This is a genomic window from Kitasatospora sp. NPDC096077, from assembly GCF_040303245.1.
Lineage (GTDB): Bacteria > Actinomycetota > Actinomycetes > Streptomycetales > Streptomycetaceae > Kitasatospora.
This window is the reverse complement of sequence record NZ_JBEOSV010000004.1, coordinates 78,449-92,916: the sequence shown is the minus strand read 5'-3', so window position 1 is coordinate 92,916 and position 14,468 is coordinate 78,449. Positions and strand designations below refer to the sequence as shown.

14 protein-coding genes are annotated in these 14,468 nt (G+C 75.7%); 4 read left to right on the top strand and 10 right to left on the bottom strand.

The annotated features are described in order from the left end of the window. Positions 1 to 51 precede the first annotated feature (51 nt). Positions 52 to 1,020, bottom strand: coding sequence for an EamA family transporter (locus ABTZ03_RS05815; RefSeq protein WP_350511601.1), 969 nt, complete (start codon positions 1,018 to 1,020; stop codon positions 52 to 54). Positions 1,021 to 1,193: 173 nt separating this feature from the next. On the opposite strand from ABTZ03_RS05815, the gene ABTZ03_RS05810 reads away from it, so the two are divergent. Together ABTZ03_RS05810 and ABTZ03_RS05805 are read left to right on the top strand one after the other, a co-directional pair. Continuing rightward, a complete protein-coding gene (locus ABTZ03_RS05810) occupies positions 1,194 to 1,703 on the top strand; it encodes a MarR family winged helix-turn-helix transcriptional regulator (RefSeq protein WP_350511600.1) in 510 nt (169 codons plus the stop codon). Positions 1,704 to 1,805: 102 nt separating this feature from the next. Next, positions 1,806 to 2,258, top strand: coding sequence for a hypothetical protein (locus tag ABTZ03_RS05805; RefSeq protein ID WP_350511599.1), 453 nt, complete (start codon positions 1,806 to 1,808; stop codon positions 2,256 to 2,258). Positions 2,259 to 2,264: 6 nt separating this feature from the next. Here ABTZ03_RS05805 and ABTZ03_RS05800 read toward each other — a convergent pair whose 3' ends face one another. The 3 genes from ABTZ03_RS05800 to ABTZ03_RS05790 all read right to left on the bottom strand — a co-directional run bounded on the left by ABTZ03_RS05800 (position 2,265) and on the right by ABTZ03_RS05790 (position 4,578). Next, the gene (locus tag ABTZ03_RS05800; RefSeq protein WP_350511598.1) at positions 2,265 to 2,927 is read right to left on the bottom strand and encodes a class I SAM-dependent methyltransferase; all 663 of its coding nucleotides are present in this window, start codon (positions 2,925 to 2,927) and stop codon (positions 2,265 to 2,267) included. 98 nt (positions 2,928 to 3,025) lie between these two features. Next, on the bottom strand, positions 3,026 to 3,340 hold the full coding sequence (locus tag ABTZ03_RS05795; RefSeq protein WP_350511597.1) for a hypothetical protein: 315 nt from the start codon (positions 3,338 to 3,340) through the stop codon (positions 3,026 to 3,028). A 62-nt stretch (positions 3,341 to 3,402) separates the two neighbouring features. Beyond that, positions 3,403 to 4,578: an FAD-dependent monooxygenase gene (locus tag ABTZ03_RS05790; protein WP_350511596.1), complete on the bottom strand. Its 1,176-nt coding sequence runs from the start codon at positions 4,576 to 4,578 to the stop codon at positions 3,403 to 3,405. Between the two features lie 152 nt (positions 4,579 to 4,730). Between ABTZ03_RS05790 and ABTZ03_RS05785 the strand changes: the two genes are divergently transcribed. Together ABTZ03_RS05785 and ABTZ03_RS05780 are read left to right on the top strand one after the other, a co-directional pair. Further along, complete coding sequence (locus ABTZ03_RS05785) at positions 4,731 to 5,324, top strand: TetR/AcrR family transcriptional regulator (protein WP_350511595.1); 594 nt, start codon at positions 4,731 to 4,733, stop codon at positions 5,322 to 5,324. Between the two features lie 46 nt (positions 5,325 to 5,370). Beyond that, positions 5,371 to 7,077: a serine/threonine-protein kinase gene (locus tag ABTZ03_RS05780; RefSeq protein WP_350511594.1), complete on the top strand. Its 1,707-nt coding sequence runs from the start codon at positions 5,371 to 5,373 to the stop codon at positions 7,075 to 7,077. Positions 7,078 to 7,117: 40 nt separating this feature from the next. Here ABTZ03_RS05780 and ABTZ03_RS05775 read toward each other — a convergent pair whose 3' ends face one another. From ABTZ03_RS05775 to ABTZ03_RS05750, 6 genes are read right to left on the bottom strand one after another with little or no spacing between them, the layout of a single operon-like run. After that, on the bottom strand, positions 7,118 to 7,663 hold the full coding sequence (locus ABTZ03_RS05775) for a chloramphenicol phosphotransferase CPT family protein (RefSeq protein WP_350511593.1): 546 nt from the start codon (positions 7,661 to 7,663) through the stop codon (positions 7,118 to 7,120). A 53-nt stretch (positions 7,664 to 7,716) separates the two neighbouring features. Further along, a complete protein-coding gene (locus ABTZ03_RS05770; RefSeq protein WP_350511592.1) occupies positions 7,717 to 9,129 on the bottom strand; it encodes a cobyrinic acid a,c-diamide synthase CobB in 1,413 nt (470 codons plus the stop codon). Positions 9,130 to 9,139: 10 nt separating this feature from the next. Continuing rightward, positions 9,140 to 9,745 (bottom strand): cob(I)yrinic acid a,c-diamide adenosyltransferase, encoded by a 606-nt coding sequence (gene cobO, locus ABTZ03_RS05765; protein WP_350511591.1) that lies wholly within the window; start codon positions 9,743 to 9,745, stop codon positions 9,140 to 9,142. Between the two features lie 6 nt (positions 9,746 to 9,751). Next, a complete protein-coding gene (locus tag ABTZ03_RS05760; RefSeq protein ID WP_350511590.1) occupies positions 9,752 to 11,887 on the bottom strand; it encodes a putative cobaltochelatase in 2,136 nt (711 codons plus the stop codon). Beyond that, on the bottom strand, positions 11,884 to 13,422 hold the full coding sequence (locus ABTZ03_RS05755) for a cobyric acid synthase (RefSeq protein WP_350511589.1): 1,539 nt from the start codon (positions 13,420 to 13,422) through the stop codon (positions 11,884 to 11,886). The genes ABTZ03_RS05760 and ABTZ03_RS05755 overlap by 4 nt, the downstream gene beginning before the upstream one ends. After that, on the bottom strand, positions 13,419 to 14,378 hold the full coding sequence (locus ABTZ03_RS05750; RefSeq protein WP_502894392.1) for a cobalamin biosynthesis protein: 960 nt from the start codon (positions 14,376 to 14,378) through the stop codon (positions 13,419 to 13,421). The genes ABTZ03_RS05755 and ABTZ03_RS05750 overlap by 4 nt, the downstream gene beginning before the upstream one ends. Between the last annotated feature and the right edge of the window lie 90 nt (positions 14,379 to 14,468).

The window sequence follows — 14,468 nt, the reverse complement described above, 5'->3', positions numbered from 1 at the left end:
CCGGGCGGGGCGGGGGTGCGGGGTGCGGGGTGCCGGTCCGGGGCGGGGCCGTCAGCGGGCGGCCGCCGTCTGTCGTACGGGCGTGTGTGCCGCAGTCGTCTCGACCTCAGCCGCCTCGCCCGCGGCCGCCTGGCCCGCCGCCGCGGCGGTGGCCGTGGCCGTCCCGCGGGCCGGGGCCTGGCCGATGAGCATCGCCCCGAGGGCCAGCACCAGGCCGAGCACCTGCCACGCGGTGAGGGTCTGGCCGAGGACGACCAGTCCGCCGACCGTGGCCACCACCGGGTTGATCAGCCCCAGGAAGGACGCCGGCCCGGCGCCCAGCCGCTCGATGCCGCGGAACCACAGGACGTACCCGACCGCGGTGCTGAACAGGCCGAGGTAGGCGAAGCCCGCCAGGTTGGCCGTGCTCAGGGCCGGCGGCGCGCCCTCGACCAGGGCCGCGAGCGGGACCAGGAGGACCGAGCCGGCCAGCAGCTGCCATGCCGTGAGGTCGACCATGGTGGCGCCCTCCGGGCGGCCCCAGCGGCGGGTGAGGACGGTGCCGGTGGCCATCAGTCCGATCGCGGTGACCATCGCGGCGATCCCGACGCCGTCCAGCGCGGCCCCGCTCTTGAGCACCAGCAGTGCCACCCCGCCGACCCCGACCACTCCCGCGAGCAGCGCCCGTCGCCCGGGCCGGACCCGGAGCACGCCGATCGAGAGTCCGGCGACCAGCAGCGGCTGGATCGCCCCGATGGTGGCCGCGACGCCGCCGGGCAGGCGGTAGGCGCCGACGAAGGTGAGCGGGAAGAACAGCCCGATGTTGAGCATCCCGAGCACCGCCGCACGCCCCCACCAGCGCCCCCTGGGGAGCTTGCGGCCGATCAACAGCAGCAGGAGCCCGGCGGGCAGCGCCCGCAGCGCGGCGAGCAGCAGCGGGCGGCCCTCGGGCAGCAGCTGGGTGGTGACCAGGTAGGTGGTGCCCCAGGCGGCCGGGGCGAGTGCGGCGGCGGCGGCGATCCCTGCGCGCTTGCGGTCCATGGTGTTCCCGATCCCCTCAACGTTGATTATCTGAACGTTGAGATATTTCTACGCCCCGAGGTCCGCGAACGTCAAGTATGTGAATGTTAAGATATCTACGACCGGTGGACGGGGACCGGCGAACGACGAGCGGCGGACGGTCGCCGCACGGAGTCCGAGGGAGATGGCAGGCCATGCAGCAGCGCGACACCGTCGACGACATCGCCGACCAGTGGGCCAGGAACCGCCCCGACCTCCCGCTGGAGGCGATGGCCCTGATCGGTCGGCTGCGGCGGCTGAAGGCCCGGGTCGACAACGCCCTGCGCGAGTACTTCCTCACCTGCGGCCTGGACTCCTCCGAGTTCGACGTCCTCGCCACCCTGCGGCGCTCCGGCGAGCCCTACGAACTCAACGCCCGGGCGCTGCTGAAGTCCGCCATGGTCACCTCCGGCGCCATCACCAACCGGGTCGACAGGCTCTCCGCCAAGGGCCTGGTCGAGCGCAACCCCTGCCCGACCGACCGCCGTGCCGTCCTGGTCCGCCTCACCCCGGCCGGCAAGGAACTGATCGACGCCGCCCTGCCCGGCCACATCCGGAACGAGGAGTCCATCCTCGCCGCCCTCGACGCCGACGAGCGCGCCCAACTCGACGTCCTGCTGCGCAAACTGCTCCTCGCCCACGGCGACACCGAGCCGCTCGGCTGAACCGGTCCGGGCGCTCTCCGCGCCCCGGTGGGGTGGTTCGCGTGTCCACCGCCCGTCCGGCCGCGTTATCCCGGTGGGCCACCGCACCGGAGGAGAGGGCCGATGAAGCGCAAGACCCCCAGGGACATCGCGGTCGACGACCAGCTGCGGGCGGCGGGCGCCGAGGGCGCCCAGTGGCTCGCCGCCGCCGGCTGGGGCCCGCCGGTGAAGGTGCCGCTGCAGAACGCGGCCAAGTGGCAACGGGACACCCGGGACCGGATGCTGGCCGCGCAGCAGGACGAGTCCTGCACCTGGTGCGACCACCTGCTGTACGGCGGCCCGCAGCCCGTCGTGGTGCACGCCGAACACCCGACCCACCTGGTCTGCCGCGCCTGCTCGGTCACCGCCCGGTCCCGTCGGCGCTGCCTGGACTGCGGGGGGCCGGCCGACTCCACCTCGCCGCTGGACGGCCGCGAGGACGTCTGCATGGGCACGGTGGCGATCTACACCCGGCTCCGCTGTGTCGCCTGCTTCCGCGCCGACCCGCTCAACGGGACCTTCGGCGGCGCCTCCTGACCCCCGCTACCGGTCGGCGACCAGGGCGTAGCGCTCGTCCGTCACCGGGCCGCCCCACAGCTCCGTCTCCCCGCTGAGCGGCACGATCCGCAGTCGCGCCACCAACGGCCTTACCGCCGCGGCGAGTTGCTCCGCACCGACGCCCCCGTCCCAGGGCAGCCGCCCGGCACCCGCGACGTACGGCTCCGCCCGCCCGCCGGCCTCGCGCCAGCGCCCCTCGACCAGCACCAGCCGCCCGCCGGGCCGGAGCAGCCGCACCCAGGCGTCCAGCGCCCGCTCCGGCTCGGGCAGGGTCCAGACCAGATGCCGGCAGAGCACCACGTCGAAGCTGCCCTCCCGGACCGGCGGCGCGCCCGCGTCGCCCACCAGGAACCGCCCCGGCAACCCGGCGGCCGCCAGCTTCGCCCGGGCCCGCGCCACCATCCGCGGGGCCAGGTCCACCCCGGTCACCCGGTGCCCGTCCGCCGCCACCAGCTCCGCCAACGAGCCCGTCCCGCAGCCGACATCGAGCACCTCCACCGGACCCGCCGGCAACCACTCCCGGATCCGCCGCACCCAGGCCTCCCGCGTCCCGGCCGCCCGCAGCCCGTGATCCGGCTCGTCGTCGAAGCTCGACGCGGCCGCGTCCCAGTACGCGCCGATCGCCCGGCTGCCCCGCCCGTCCGTCATGCCGGCCATCCTCCCAGCCGCCACCGACAGTCGGCCTGTTGTTGCGGCCCGGCCGCCTTGCCCGGGCTGCTCCCCGCGAGGCGCTCAGTACCTGGGTGTCAGTCCTCTGGGGGGACGGCCGCCGCCAACTCCCGGCGGACGGCGGCGAGCGCCTCCGCCGGATCGACGGTTCGCGACACGTCGACACCGTCGACGACGAATGTCGGGCCCCCGTTCCGGCCCGTGTCGAGCTGGACGCGCTCCTCCCAGGACCCGACCGTCAGGACGTACACGTTGTCGTCGTCACCGGGGTGGGGCACGGTCGGTCGCCGGACCCGCAGGCCCGGAGCGGTCCGACGGGCCTCCCGCAGGATGTCGTCCAGAGGGCCGCCCGTGAGGTCGTCAGGGCTCCACTCGCGGCTCGGGGATCGCATTCGATCATCCTCCAACACCCCTGGCTCCCGGTGCTGTTCAGGGTGGCGGCCGGTTCCCCCGTTCACGCCCCGCCGGTCAACTCCGGCGGCTGCCAGTCGTAGATGCCCGCGGAGCGGCTCAGCAGGGCGCGGGTGGGGAGGAGGCCGGCCAGGGTGAGGGCGGTGGTGCGGAGCAGGGTGGCGGCGGGTGTGCGGAGGGCGACCAGCTTGCCGGTGCGGCGGGAGGCGGTGACGACGGCGGTGGTGCGGGGGAGCCGGGCGGCGGTGTAGGCGGGGAGGGCGGTGGCGAGGTCGGCGGCGGGGGCGAGCGGGGCGGCCAGCACGAGGGCGTCCTCGACGGCCTGGCAGGCGCCCTGGCCGAGGAAGGGGCACATGGCGTGGGCGGCGTCGCCGAGCAGGGCGACCCGGCCGTGGTGGTACGCGGGCAGCGGGTCGGCGAGTTCCCGGACGTCGTTGCGGAGCACCCGGTCGGGCTCGGCGAGGGCGAACAGCTGGGGGACGGGTGCGCACCAGTCGCCGAACAGGCGCTGGAGTTCGGCCTGTTCGTCGGCCGCCCGGGCGCCGGCCGGGGCGAGGGCCGCGCCGTAGACGTAGACCCGGCCGTCGGCGAGCGGGACGATCCCGGCGAGCCGGCCGCGGCCCCAGACCTCGCCGGCGGCGGCCGGGCGGCGGGCCGGGGTGACGATCGCGCGCCAGGTGGTGAAGCCGCTGTAGCGCGGGCCGGGGTGGCGGGGGAAGAGCAGGCCGCGGGTGGCGGAGTGGATGCCGTCGGCGGCGACGACGAGCCCGGCGGGCCGGTCCCCGTCGCCGGTGTGGACGACGGCGGGGTGCCGGGTGCCGCCCGGGTCGACGACGGTGGCGGGGGAGTCGGTGCGGACGGTGCCCTCCGGCAGGGCGTCCACCAGGGCGGCGATGACCTCGGCGCGGGCGACGGCGGCGACCGGGTCGCCGAAGTGGGCCTCGACGGCGGCGGTGCTGGTCCGGGCGAGCCAGCGGCCGGAGGGGTGGCGTACGCCGATGGCGGGGTGCGGGGCGGCGAGGGCGCGCAGTCGGGGGCCGACGCCGAGCCGGTCGAGGGCGCGCAGCGCGTTGGGGGCGAGGGCGAGTCCGGCGCCGACGGGTTCCAGGGAGGCGGCGCGTTCGTGGACGGTGACGGGGACGCCCTGTCGATGGAGGGCGAGGGCGGCGGTCAGGCCGCCGATGCCGCCGCCGATGACGATCGCCTGGTGCAGGCCCATGTGGGGCTCCTGTTCTCGCACGAGCTGGCAACGCGCTGCTCACTACGGGTGTAGTGGCCGATGTTCCAGCACCGTACTACACATGTAGTTTCCCGTAAACTACGACTGTAGTGAGTTGGGGGAGCCCGAAGGGAAAGGCCATGATCGGACCCATGACGCCCCCGCGCCCGACCCTGATCGCCGACGCCGCCATCGACCTGATCGCCGACGCCGGCCTGCGCGGCCTCACCCACCGCGCCGTGGACGACGCGTCCGGCCTGCCGGCCGGCTCGACCTCCAACCTGGCCCGGACCAGGGCCGCCCTGCTGGAGCTGGTGCTCACCCGGATCGTCGAACGGGAGACCGCCGACTACCCGGTGTTCGCCGAGGGCGGCCGGTCGCCCTCCGTCGTCCCGCCGCGCGAACTCCTGGCCGGGATCACCGCCGAGGCGCTCTTCCAGGCGCTCACCAGCGGCCGCCGGCTCACCCTGGCCCGCCTGGAACTCGCCCTGGAGGCCACCCGCAGGCCCGAACTGCGCGCCGTCTACGACCGTTTGGGGGCACGCTTCGCCGACCTCGCCGCCGACCTGCTCGCCCGGGCCGGCTCCGCCGACCCGGAGCGCGACGCCCGTCGGCTGATCCGCTGGTGCGACGGCGTGCTGTTCAACGCGACGGCCGGCAGCGGGCACTGGCACGTGCCGATGCCGGAGGAGCTGCGCGAGGAGATCGACCGCTACCTCACCTCGCTGCTGGGTGGGGACGCCTGACGGGCCGCCGCCTATACTCCGTGTGCTCGATCAGCCAGGGGGAATCATGCTGAGCACGTTGGACGTGGCCGTACTGATGACGATCGGTGCGGCGTTGCTGCTCCGGCTGGCGACCCTGCCGGTGCTGGTGCGCTCGCAGACGGCCACCCGGCGGCGGGCCCTGGCGGCGACCGGCGCCGATGCGACCGCCGGTGCGCCGGGCGGCACCGGTGCGACCGTCGGCGAGTTGGCGGTGGGCCTGCTGGGCGCGGTGGGGCTCCTGGTCTTCGTGTCCGCCAACGTCCTGGGGGGTTTCGACTCCAGAGTGCTGCAGCAGTCCTTCGACCCCGCCAACGCCAGGTACATCGCCTACCCGACGCACACGGCCCTGAGCCTGGCCCGGACCGAGTACATCAGTGTCTTCGTGGTCTGCCTGCTGCTCTGGCTGCTGTTCTGCTACCTGACCCAGCGCAACCTGCTGACCGTCGGCCTGCCCCGGGAGGTCTGGACGTCCAGCGGGACCCGGCTCCGGGTCATCGGCCTGCTCGTCCTCCGTGCGGCGCTCGGACTGCTCCTCCTCCCGGTCGCGCTGATCGTCGCCGCGACGTTCTACCAACTCGTCGCCGTCCTGGTGAGCCGCAGGCCCAAGCCGGTGGGCGCCGCTGCGGCGGATGCCGGGGCGGGTGAGGCGGCGCAGGCGTTCCAGGCGGCGCTGGCCGCCCAGAACCCGTACACGCCGAACCCGTACGCGCCGAACCCGTACGCGCCGACCGTGCCGCCGCAGGCGCCGCAGAACCCGTACGCGTCCACCGTGCCGCCCCAACTGCCGCCGCAGGCGCCGTACGTCCCCACGCAGGTCCCGCCCGCCCCGCCCGTCGGCCAGCCGCTCAGCGCCCACGAGCCCCGCACGATCGGCGGTTACCAACTCCTCGGCCGGATCGGCTCCGGCGGCATGGGCACGGTCTACCTCGCCCGCCGTCAGGGCTCCGCCACCCAGGTCGCGCTGAAGACCATCAACCTCGAACTCCTCGACGACGCAGACCTGTTGCGCCGATTCCAGCGCGAGTCCGAGGTGCTGGCGATGGTCCCCGGCGCCTACACCGCCCGGGTGCTGGACACCGGGGTGGACGCCGGACGCCCCTACCTGGCCATGGAACTGCTGGACGGCCGCCCGCTGGACGCCCACCTGCGCGAGCAGGGCCCGATCCGCTCCGCCGAGGCACTGCGCGCCCTCGCGCTGGCACTGGCGGTCGCCCTGTCCGGGGTGCACCGCCTCGGACTGGTCCACCGGGACCTCAAGCCCGCCAACATCATGCTGACCACCGCCGGCCCGCGTCTGCTGGACTTCGGCATCGCCGCGATCGTCGACGGCACCCGGCTGACCGCCACCGGCGGCGGCCCCGGCACCCTGACCTACATGGCGCCGGAGCAGTTCGGCGACGAGCGGGTCGGCCCGGCCGCCGACATCTGGGCCTGGGCGTGCTGCGTGGTCTGCGCGGCCCACGGGACCAGCCCGTTCGCCGCGACCAACACCGGAGCGGTGATCCGCCGGATCGTCGACACCGGACCCGAACCCACCGCACTCGCGGCGGTCCAGGCCCTCGACCCGACCCTGGCCGCCGTCATCCGCCGCGCCCTCTCCACCGACCCGGCCGCCCGCCCCGCCGACGGCACCGCCCTGCTGGCCGCACTCGCGGCAGCCCAGCCGACGGCACCGGACCCGACCGCCGTCCACGAGCAGATCACCCGCGGCTGGCAGACCCTCGCCCTCTAGCGCCTGTCCGGCCGGGCCCGGTCGCTCACCTCCCGGTGGCTCACCTCCCGGTCGTCATCCGCGCCAGGATCAGCCCCGCGCACTCGTCCACCGAGGCCCGCGAGCTGTCGACCACCAGGTCGTACCCGACCCCCTCGTGCACCGACTCGGCCTGCGCCGCGGCCATCCCGCCGACCCGGTCGCCGCGTGCGGCCTCCCGGGCGGCGGCCACCGCCGGGTCGCAGCGCACGCCGACCCAGAGCACCTCCAGGTCCGCCAGCGCCGCGCGCCACCGCTGCTGCGAGGCCGCCCCGCCGAGGAACACCTCGTCCACCACGATTCGGGCCCCGGCCCGGGCCATCGCCGCGACGCCCAGCGTCCAGGCGGCGTCCAGCCGGGCGAAGACCGGCCCGACCTCCACCGTGCCGTCCCCGTCGTCCAGGCCACCGATGCCGTCGCCGCCGCCGAGCAGCCACGGCGGCAGCGCGCTCACCATGGTGTCCGCGCCGAGGTGCAGCCAGGGCTCCGGCAGCAGTTCCTGAAGGCGTCGGGCGATGCTGGACTTGCCCGAGCTGGAGCCGCCGTTGAGAACGATCACATGAGGCATGCGGGCATCCTAGGAGCGCGCGGCACGCCTCGCCCCGGCATTAACCGCGGGCGTCAGCCGGCGCTGTCCCGCCGGCCGGCGCTGAACTCCGCCGCGGCCGCCGCGAAGGAGACGGCCAGCGCGGGCGCCCCGGCCCAGTGCAGGTGCAGGTACGAGGCGTGCACGTTGCCCGCGGCGAAGCCCTCGGTGCGCGGCCCGGTGGGCAGCCGCCAGCCCCAGGCGGGGTGGTCGCCCGCGCCCGGCTCGCAGACCGTGCGGTGGAACTCGTGCCCGCGCACCCGGCTGCCGGCCGGGGCGAGCGGGGAGTCGTGCAGGGCGACGGCCTCCCGGTAGCCGAGGGTGAGCCGTTCGGTCATCCGGGCGCTGGTGTCCAGCACCCCGCACATCGGCAGGCCGTCCAACTCCCGCCCCAGGTACAGCAGTCCGGCGCACTCGGCGGCGATCGGCCCGCCGGCCGCGGCGAACGCGGCGATCGCGTCGCGCAGCGCGGCGTTCCCGCTCAACTCCCGTACGTACAGCTCCGGGAACCCGCCGCCGATGACCAGCCCCGCCGTTCCCGCCGGCAGCGCCGAGGCGTGCAGCGGGTCGAAGGGGACCACCTCCGCGCCCGCCGCGCCGAGCAGTTCGGCGTTCTCGGCGTACGAGAAGGAGAACGCCGCGCCGCCCGCCACCGCGATCCGCGGCCGCCCGCCGAGCGACCCGTCGGATCCCCCGACCCCGGCGACCGGCGCGACCTCGGCCGCCGGGTCCCACGGCTCCGCGTCCAACTCCGGCGCGGTGCGGGCGAGTTCCAGCAGGGCGTCCAGATCGACCGAGGCCGCCACCAGCGCCCCCATGTCCGCGACGGCCCGCAGCGCCTCCGCCGAGCGCTCCACCGCCGGGATCAGCCCGAGGTGGCGGGACGGCGTGGCCACCGCCGCCGAGCGGCGCAGCGCGCCCAGCACGGGCACCCCGGAGCCCTCCTCCAGGGCCTCGCGCAGGAGGTGCTCGTGCCGGTCGGAGGCGACCCGGTTGAGGATCACCCCGGCCAGCCGCACCTGCGGGTCCCAGGACGCGAAGCCGTGCACCAGCGCGGCCACCGAGCGGGACTGCGAGGAGCCGTCCACGACCAGCACCACCGGCGCCCGCAGCAGCTTGGCCACGTGCGCGGTGGACGCCAGCTCGCCCCGCCCGGAGGCCCCGTCGAACAGGCCCATGACCCCCTCGACCACCGCGACGTCCGCCCCCGCCGCGCCGTGCAGGAACAGCGGCGCGATCCGCTCCGGACCGCACATGAAGGCGTCCAGGTTGCGACCCGGCCGCCCGGCGGCCAGCGCGTGGTAGCCCGGGTCGATGTAGTCCGGGCCGACCTTGTGCGGCGACACCGCCAGCCCGCGCGCGGCGAGTGCCGCGATCAGGCCGGTGGCGACGGTGGTCTTGCCGGCCCCGGAGGAGGGCGCGGCGATGACGAGGCGGGGAACGTTCACTGGTGCGGGACTACCATTCGATGCCGCGCTGGCCCTTGCGGCCGGCGTCCATGGGGTGCTTGACCTTGGTCATCTCGGTGACCAGGTCCGCGACGTCGGTCAGCGCCTCGGGCGCGTACCGGCCGGTGATGACGACGTGCTGGCTGCCCGGGCGGTCCCGGAGCACGGCGACGACCTCCGCCGGGTCGATCCACCCCCAGTGCATCGGGTAGGTGAACTCGTCCAGCACGTAGAAGCGGTAGGTCTCGGCCGCGAGGTCCCGCTTGACCTGCTCCCAGCCCTCCTTGGCCGCCTCCTCGCTGGTCATCTCCTGCTCGGCGGAGCGCTGGATCCAGGACCAGCCGGAGCCCATCTTGTGCCAGTCGACGGTGCCGCCCTCGCCGGAGGCGCCGAGCACGCGCAGCGCGTTCTCCTCGCCGACCTTCCACTTGGCGGACTTCACGAACTGGAACACCCCGACCGACCAGCCCTGGTTCCAGGCCCGCAGCGCCATCCCGAAGGCGGCCGTGGACTTGCCCTTCCCGGGGCCGGTGTGCACGGCGGTGATCGGCTGGGTACGGCGCTGGCGGGTGGTCAGGCCGTCGTCGGGAACGCTCTCGGGAACACCCTTGGGCATGTCGGCTCAGGCCGCCTTTCGCATCGAAGTCGCAGAAGTCGCAGAAGTCGCGGGATTCGCGGCACGGTTGGCGCGGACCAGCGAGGCGACGCCCTCCGCGCGCAGTTCGTCCAGGCTGACGGCGCTGCCGCCGAGCAGCCCGGCGAGGGTGCGGGCCAGGCCCAGTCGGACCGGTCCGGACTCGCAGTCCAGCACCACGCTCGCGGTGCCCTGGGCGGCGAACAGCGCGGCCGCGCGCTGCGAGCGGGCGAGTGCGTCGCGCCCGCCGGTGGCCCGGCCGTCGGTCACCACGACCAGCAGCGGACGCCGGTTCGGGTCGCGCAGCCGCTCCACCCGCAGCACCTCGTGGGCGCGCAGCAGGCCGGCCGCCAGCGGGGTGCGCCCGCCGGTGGGCAGCGTCTCCAGTCGGGCGGCGCCGACCTCGACCGAGGAGGTGGGCGGCAGCGCCAGTTCGGCGTCCGCGCCCCGGAAGGTGATCATGCCGATCTTGTCCCGGCGCTGGTAGGCGTCCATCAGCAGCGACAGCACCGCACCCTTGACGGCGGTCATCCGCTGCCGGGCGGCCATCGAGCCGGAGGCGTCCACCACGAACAGCACCAGGTTGGACTCCCGTCCCTGGCGCACCTGTTCGCGGAAGTCGTCCTTGTGCAGCACCAGTGCCCGGCCGGCCCGCCCGCGCGCCACCTGGTGCGGCGCGGCGGCCTGGAGGGTCGCGGTCAGGTGCAGTCGGCTGAGCATGCCCTGCGGCCGGCGGGCCCGGATGGTGTGCCCGCCGGTGGTCTCGGCGGGGGAGCGGCGGCCCTGGGCACCGTGGCCGGTGCCCTGCACGCTGAACAGCCTGGTCCGGTACGGGTCGCCGGCCGCCACCGGCGCCGACTCCCGTGCGGGGGAGGGGTGTTGGGCCGGTACGGGCTGCTGCGCGGGCGCCTCGGGCGCCGCGGTGGAGTCCGCCGCGGGGTCCGTCGTGCTGTTCTCGGGGGCCGACGGCTCGGGTGCGCCGCCGCCGTCCGGGCCGCCGCCGGGGCCGCCGTCGCCGCCGCCGTCCGGACCGCCGTCGCCCGGGCCGTCATCGCCCGGACCGTCGCCCTCGGGCTCCGGCTCCGGGTCGTCCGGCTGCGGGTCGTCCGGCTGGGCGTGCTCCTCCAGCGTCCGGTCCAACTGCTCCTCGTCCAGCCCCGGGGCGTCGAAGGGGTTGCGTCGCCGCCGGTGCGGCAGGGCCAGCTGGGCGGCCTTGCGGACGTCCTCCTCCAGCACCTCGGTGCGCCCCGCCCAGGCGGCCAGCGCGACCGCGGTGCGGGCCATCACGATGTCCGCGCGCAGCCCGTCCACCTCGAACGCCGCGCAGACGGCGGTGATCTGACGCAGCGCCACCTCGGTGAGCTCGACCTTCGGCAGCAACTCCCGTGCGGCGGTGATGTGTCCGGCGAGCGCCCGCTCGTCCTCGGCGAACCGCGCGGCGAACGAGGCCGGGTCCGCGTCGTACGCGAGCCGGCGCCGGACCACCTCGGCGCGCTCGGCCGGGTCCCGGGTGGCGGCGATCTCGACGGTCAGCCCGAAGCGGTCGAGCAGCTGCGGCCGCAGCTCGCCCTCCTCCGGGTTCATCGTGCCGACCAGCAGGAACCGCGCCGCGTGCCGCACCGACACGCCCTCGCGCTCGACGTACGAGCGGCCCATCGCGGCGGCGTCCAGCAGCAGGTCCACCACGTGGTCCTGGAGCAGGTTGACCTCGTCGATGTAGAGCACGCCGCGGTGCGCCTTGGCCAGCAGCCCCGGCTCGTACGCCTTGACGCCCTCGGCCAGCGCGCGCTCCAGGTCGAGCGAGCCGACGATCCGGTCCTCGGCCACGCCGACCGGCAACTCGACCAGCTGGGAAGGCCGTTCCGAGCCCGCCGGGGCGTGGTGCGGGCCGTCCGGGCACTGCGGGTCCGGCGCGGCCGGGTCGCAGGCGAACCGGCAGCCGTCCACGGCGGCGATGGCGGGCAGCAGCCCGGCCAGCGCGCGCACCATGGTCGACTTGGCGGTGCCCTTCTCGCCGCGCACCAGCACGCCGCCCACGGCCGGCGAGACCGCGTTCAGCAGCAGCCCGAGCCGCAGGTCGGCCATGCCGACGATCGCGGTGAACGGATAGCGGACGTCACTCATGCGTCACTCCCAGGTGCCCCGGGCGGGAGGAACGGCAGCGTTCCGGCCGCCGGCACCCCGCCTTCGATCAGCTTCCACAGCGCGTCGGTGTCCGCGTGCTCCTCGATCAGGTCGCCCAGCCGGTCCAGCCGGGCCTCGCGCGCCGCGGCGAACGAGGTGTCCGGCGCCGGGACGAACGCCCGGCCGGCCGATTCGGCGACCTCGCGCAGGAGTTCACGGCGGAAGCCGTCGTTCTCCAGCGCGCCGTGCCAGGTGGTGCCCAGGACCGGGCCGACCCGGCAGCCCTCCAGGTCCTGCCCGCGGTCATCGGAGAAGAACGCCTCGCCGCCCTCCACGGAGACGACCCCGTGGTGGATCTCGTAGCCCTCGACCCGTTGCCCGTAGGCCATGCCGACCGGCCGCGCCAGCTCCTTCTCGGCGCTGAAGCGGACGTGTGTCGGCAGCAGCCCGAGCCCGTCGACCGTTCCGGCCCCGGACTCCACCTCGTCCTCGATCGAGCGCGCCAGCATCTGGTAGCCGCCGCACACCCCGAGGATCGGCAGCCCGGCCGCCGCCCGCGCCTTCAGCGTCGGCTCCAGGCCGCGCTCGCGCAGCCAGGCCAGGTCGGCCACGGTGGCCCGGGTGCCGGGCAGCACCACCAGGTCGGCGTCGGCCAGCTCCTCCGGCCGGGTCACCCAGCGCACCAGCACGCCCGGCTCCTGCGCCAGCGCGTCCAGGTCGGTGAAGTTGGACAGCCGGGGGAAGCGCACCACGGCCACCCGCAGCACGTCCGCCCCGAGCGGGCCGGGCCCGTCCGCCCGGTCCGCCACGGTGGACAGGTCCAGCGAGTCCTCGGCGTCCAGCCACAGCCCCGGCAGCATCGGCAGGGTGCCCAGCACCGGCCGGCCGGTCAGCTCGCGCAGCATCTCCAGCCCGGGCGCCAACAGCCGGGCGTCGCCGCGGAACTTGTTGACGAACCAGCCCGCCACGTGCCGCTGGTCCTCCGCCGACAGCAGTGCGAGCGTGCCGTACATCGCCGCGAACACCCCGCCGCGGTCGATGTCCCCGACCACCACCACCGGCAGCGCGGCGGCCGTGGCCAGGCCCATGTTGGCGATGTCCCGGTCGCGCAGGTTGATCTCGGCGGGCGACCCGGCGCCCTCGCAGACCACCACGTCGTAGCGGGCCCGCAGGTCCGCCAGGCACTCCAGGGCGCGCTCCAGGAGGACGGGCTTGCGCTCCCGGTAGTCCAGCGCGCCCACCTCGGCGACCGCCCGGCCGAGCAGCACCACCTGGCTGCGGCCGTTCGCGCCGGGCTTCAGCAGCACCGGGTTCATCGCCGCCTCCGGCTCCACCCGGGCGGCCTGCGCCTGCATCGCCTGGGCCCGGCCGATCTCGGCACCGTCGGCGGTGACGAAGGAGTTCAGCGACATGTTCTGCGCCTTGAACGGCGCGACCCGCACCCCCTGCCGGACCAGCCAACGGCAGATCCCGGCCGTCACCACGCTCTTGCCCGCGTCCGAGGTCGTCCCCGCGACCAGCAGCGCGTTGCTCATGCCGTGCCCCTCCTCCACAGACGGATCGCCAGATGCCCCGCGACGGACGTACCCAGCGCCAGCACGCCCACCCGCCGGGACAGCGCGCAGGCCCGTTCGATGTCGTCCACCGTCACGGGCCGCAGCTCCGCCCCCAGCACCGGCCGGTGCTCCACTCGCTCGCCGTACTGAAGAGTCCCGCCCAACCGCACGCCCACCGCGCCCGCGAACGCCGACTCGGCCTGGCCCGCGTTCGGGCTCGGGTGCGCGGAGCCGTCCCGGCGCCAGACCCGCCAGGCGGTCCGCGGTTCGGGCGCGGCGGCCACCGTCAGCAGCGCGGTCAGCCGGGCGCCCGGCCAGCCCGCGACGTCGTCCAGCCGGGCGGACGCCCAGCCGAACCGGGCGTAGCGGGGCGAGCGGTGGCCGACCATGGCGTCCAGGGTGTTCACCGCGCGGAAGGCCAGCAGCCCCGGCGTGCCCGCCAGGGCGCCCCAGGTCAGCGCGTTCACCACGGCGTCGGCGGTGTTCTCGGCCACCGACTCGACCACCGCGCGGGCGATCTGCGGCCCGTCCAGCGCGCTCGGATCCCGCCCGCACAGGTGCGGCAGCCGCTCCCGGGCCGCCGTCAGATCGCCCGCGGCGAGCGACCGGCCGATGGTGCGCGCCTCCCGGGTCAGCGAGGTGCCGCCGAGCACCGTCCAGGTCGCCGCGGCGGCCAGCGCGGCCCGGCCCAGGGGGCGCCGGCCGACCGTACGGTCCAGGGCCAGCGCCCCGGCCGCGACCGTGCCCACGCACAGCGCGGTGTACGCCGCCCCGGCGGCGCGGTCGTCGCGCCACAGACGCCGCTCCAGGCGGTTCGCGGCGCTGCCGAACAGGGCGACCGGGTGGCCGCGGCGCGGGTCGGCGAACCGGGCGTCGGCGGCGTAGCCCGCGACGGCCCCCAGCGCGAAGGCGGCGGCGCGGGTCAGCGGGCGCACGGCGGCGCGTGGTCGGGGTCCGGCGGGGCAGCGCGCATCGCGTGGGTGTCCTCACTCAGGGTCCGCGCCCTGGATCGACGTACCGGGGGC

Excerpts from the sequence above, each read along its gene's own strand:
- ABTZ03_RS05815 (WP_350511601.1), bottom strand. The coding sequence starts at position 1,020 with ATGGACCGCAAGCGCGCAGGGATCGCCGCCGCCGCCGCACTCGCCCCG.
- ABTZ03_RS05810 (WP_350511600.1), top strand. The coding sequence starts at position 1,194 with ATGCAGCAGCGCGACACCGTCGACGACATCGCCGACCAGTGGGCCAGG.
- ABTZ03_RS05805 (WP_350511599.1), top strand. The coding sequence starts at position 1,806 with ATGAAGCGCAAGACCCCCAGGGACATCGCGGTCGACGACCAGCTGCGG.
- ABTZ03_RS05800 (WP_350511598.1), bottom strand. The coding sequence starts at position 2,927 with ATGACGGACGGGCGGGGCAGCCGGGCGATCGGCGCGTACTGGGACGCG.
- ABTZ03_RS05795 (WP_350511597.1), bottom strand. The coding sequence starts at position 3,340 with ATGCGATCCCCGAGCCGCGAGTGGAGCCCTGACGACCTCACGGGCGGC.
- ABTZ03_RS05790 (WP_350511596.1), bottom strand. The coding sequence starts at position 4,578 with ATGGGCCTGCACCAGGCGATCGTCATCGGCGGCGGCATCGGCGGCCTG.
- ABTZ03_RS05785 (WP_350511595.1), top strand. The coding sequence starts at position 4,731 with ATGACGCCCCCGCGCCCGACCCTGATCGCCGACGCCGCCATCGACCTG.
- ABTZ03_RS05780 (WP_350511594.1), top strand. The coding sequence starts at position 5,371 with ATGCTGAGCACGTTGGACGTGGCCGTACTGATGACGATCGGTGCGGCG.
- ABTZ03_RS05775 (WP_350511593.1), bottom strand. The coding sequence starts at position 7,663 with ATGCCTCATGTGATCGTTCTCAACGGCGGCTCCAGCTCGGGCAAGTCC.
- cobO (WP_350511591.1), bottom strand. The coding sequence starts at position 9,745 with ATGCCCAAGGGTGTTCCCGAGAGCGTTCCCGACGACGGCCTGACCACC.
- ABTZ03_RS05760 (WP_350511590.1), bottom strand. The coding sequence starts at position 11,887 with ATGAGTGACGTCCGCTATCCGTTCACCGCGATCGTCGGCATGGCCGAC.
- ABTZ03_RS05755 (WP_350511589.1), bottom strand. The coding sequence starts at position 13,422 with ATGAGCAACGCGCTGCTGGTCGCGGGGACGACCTCGGACGCGGGCAAG.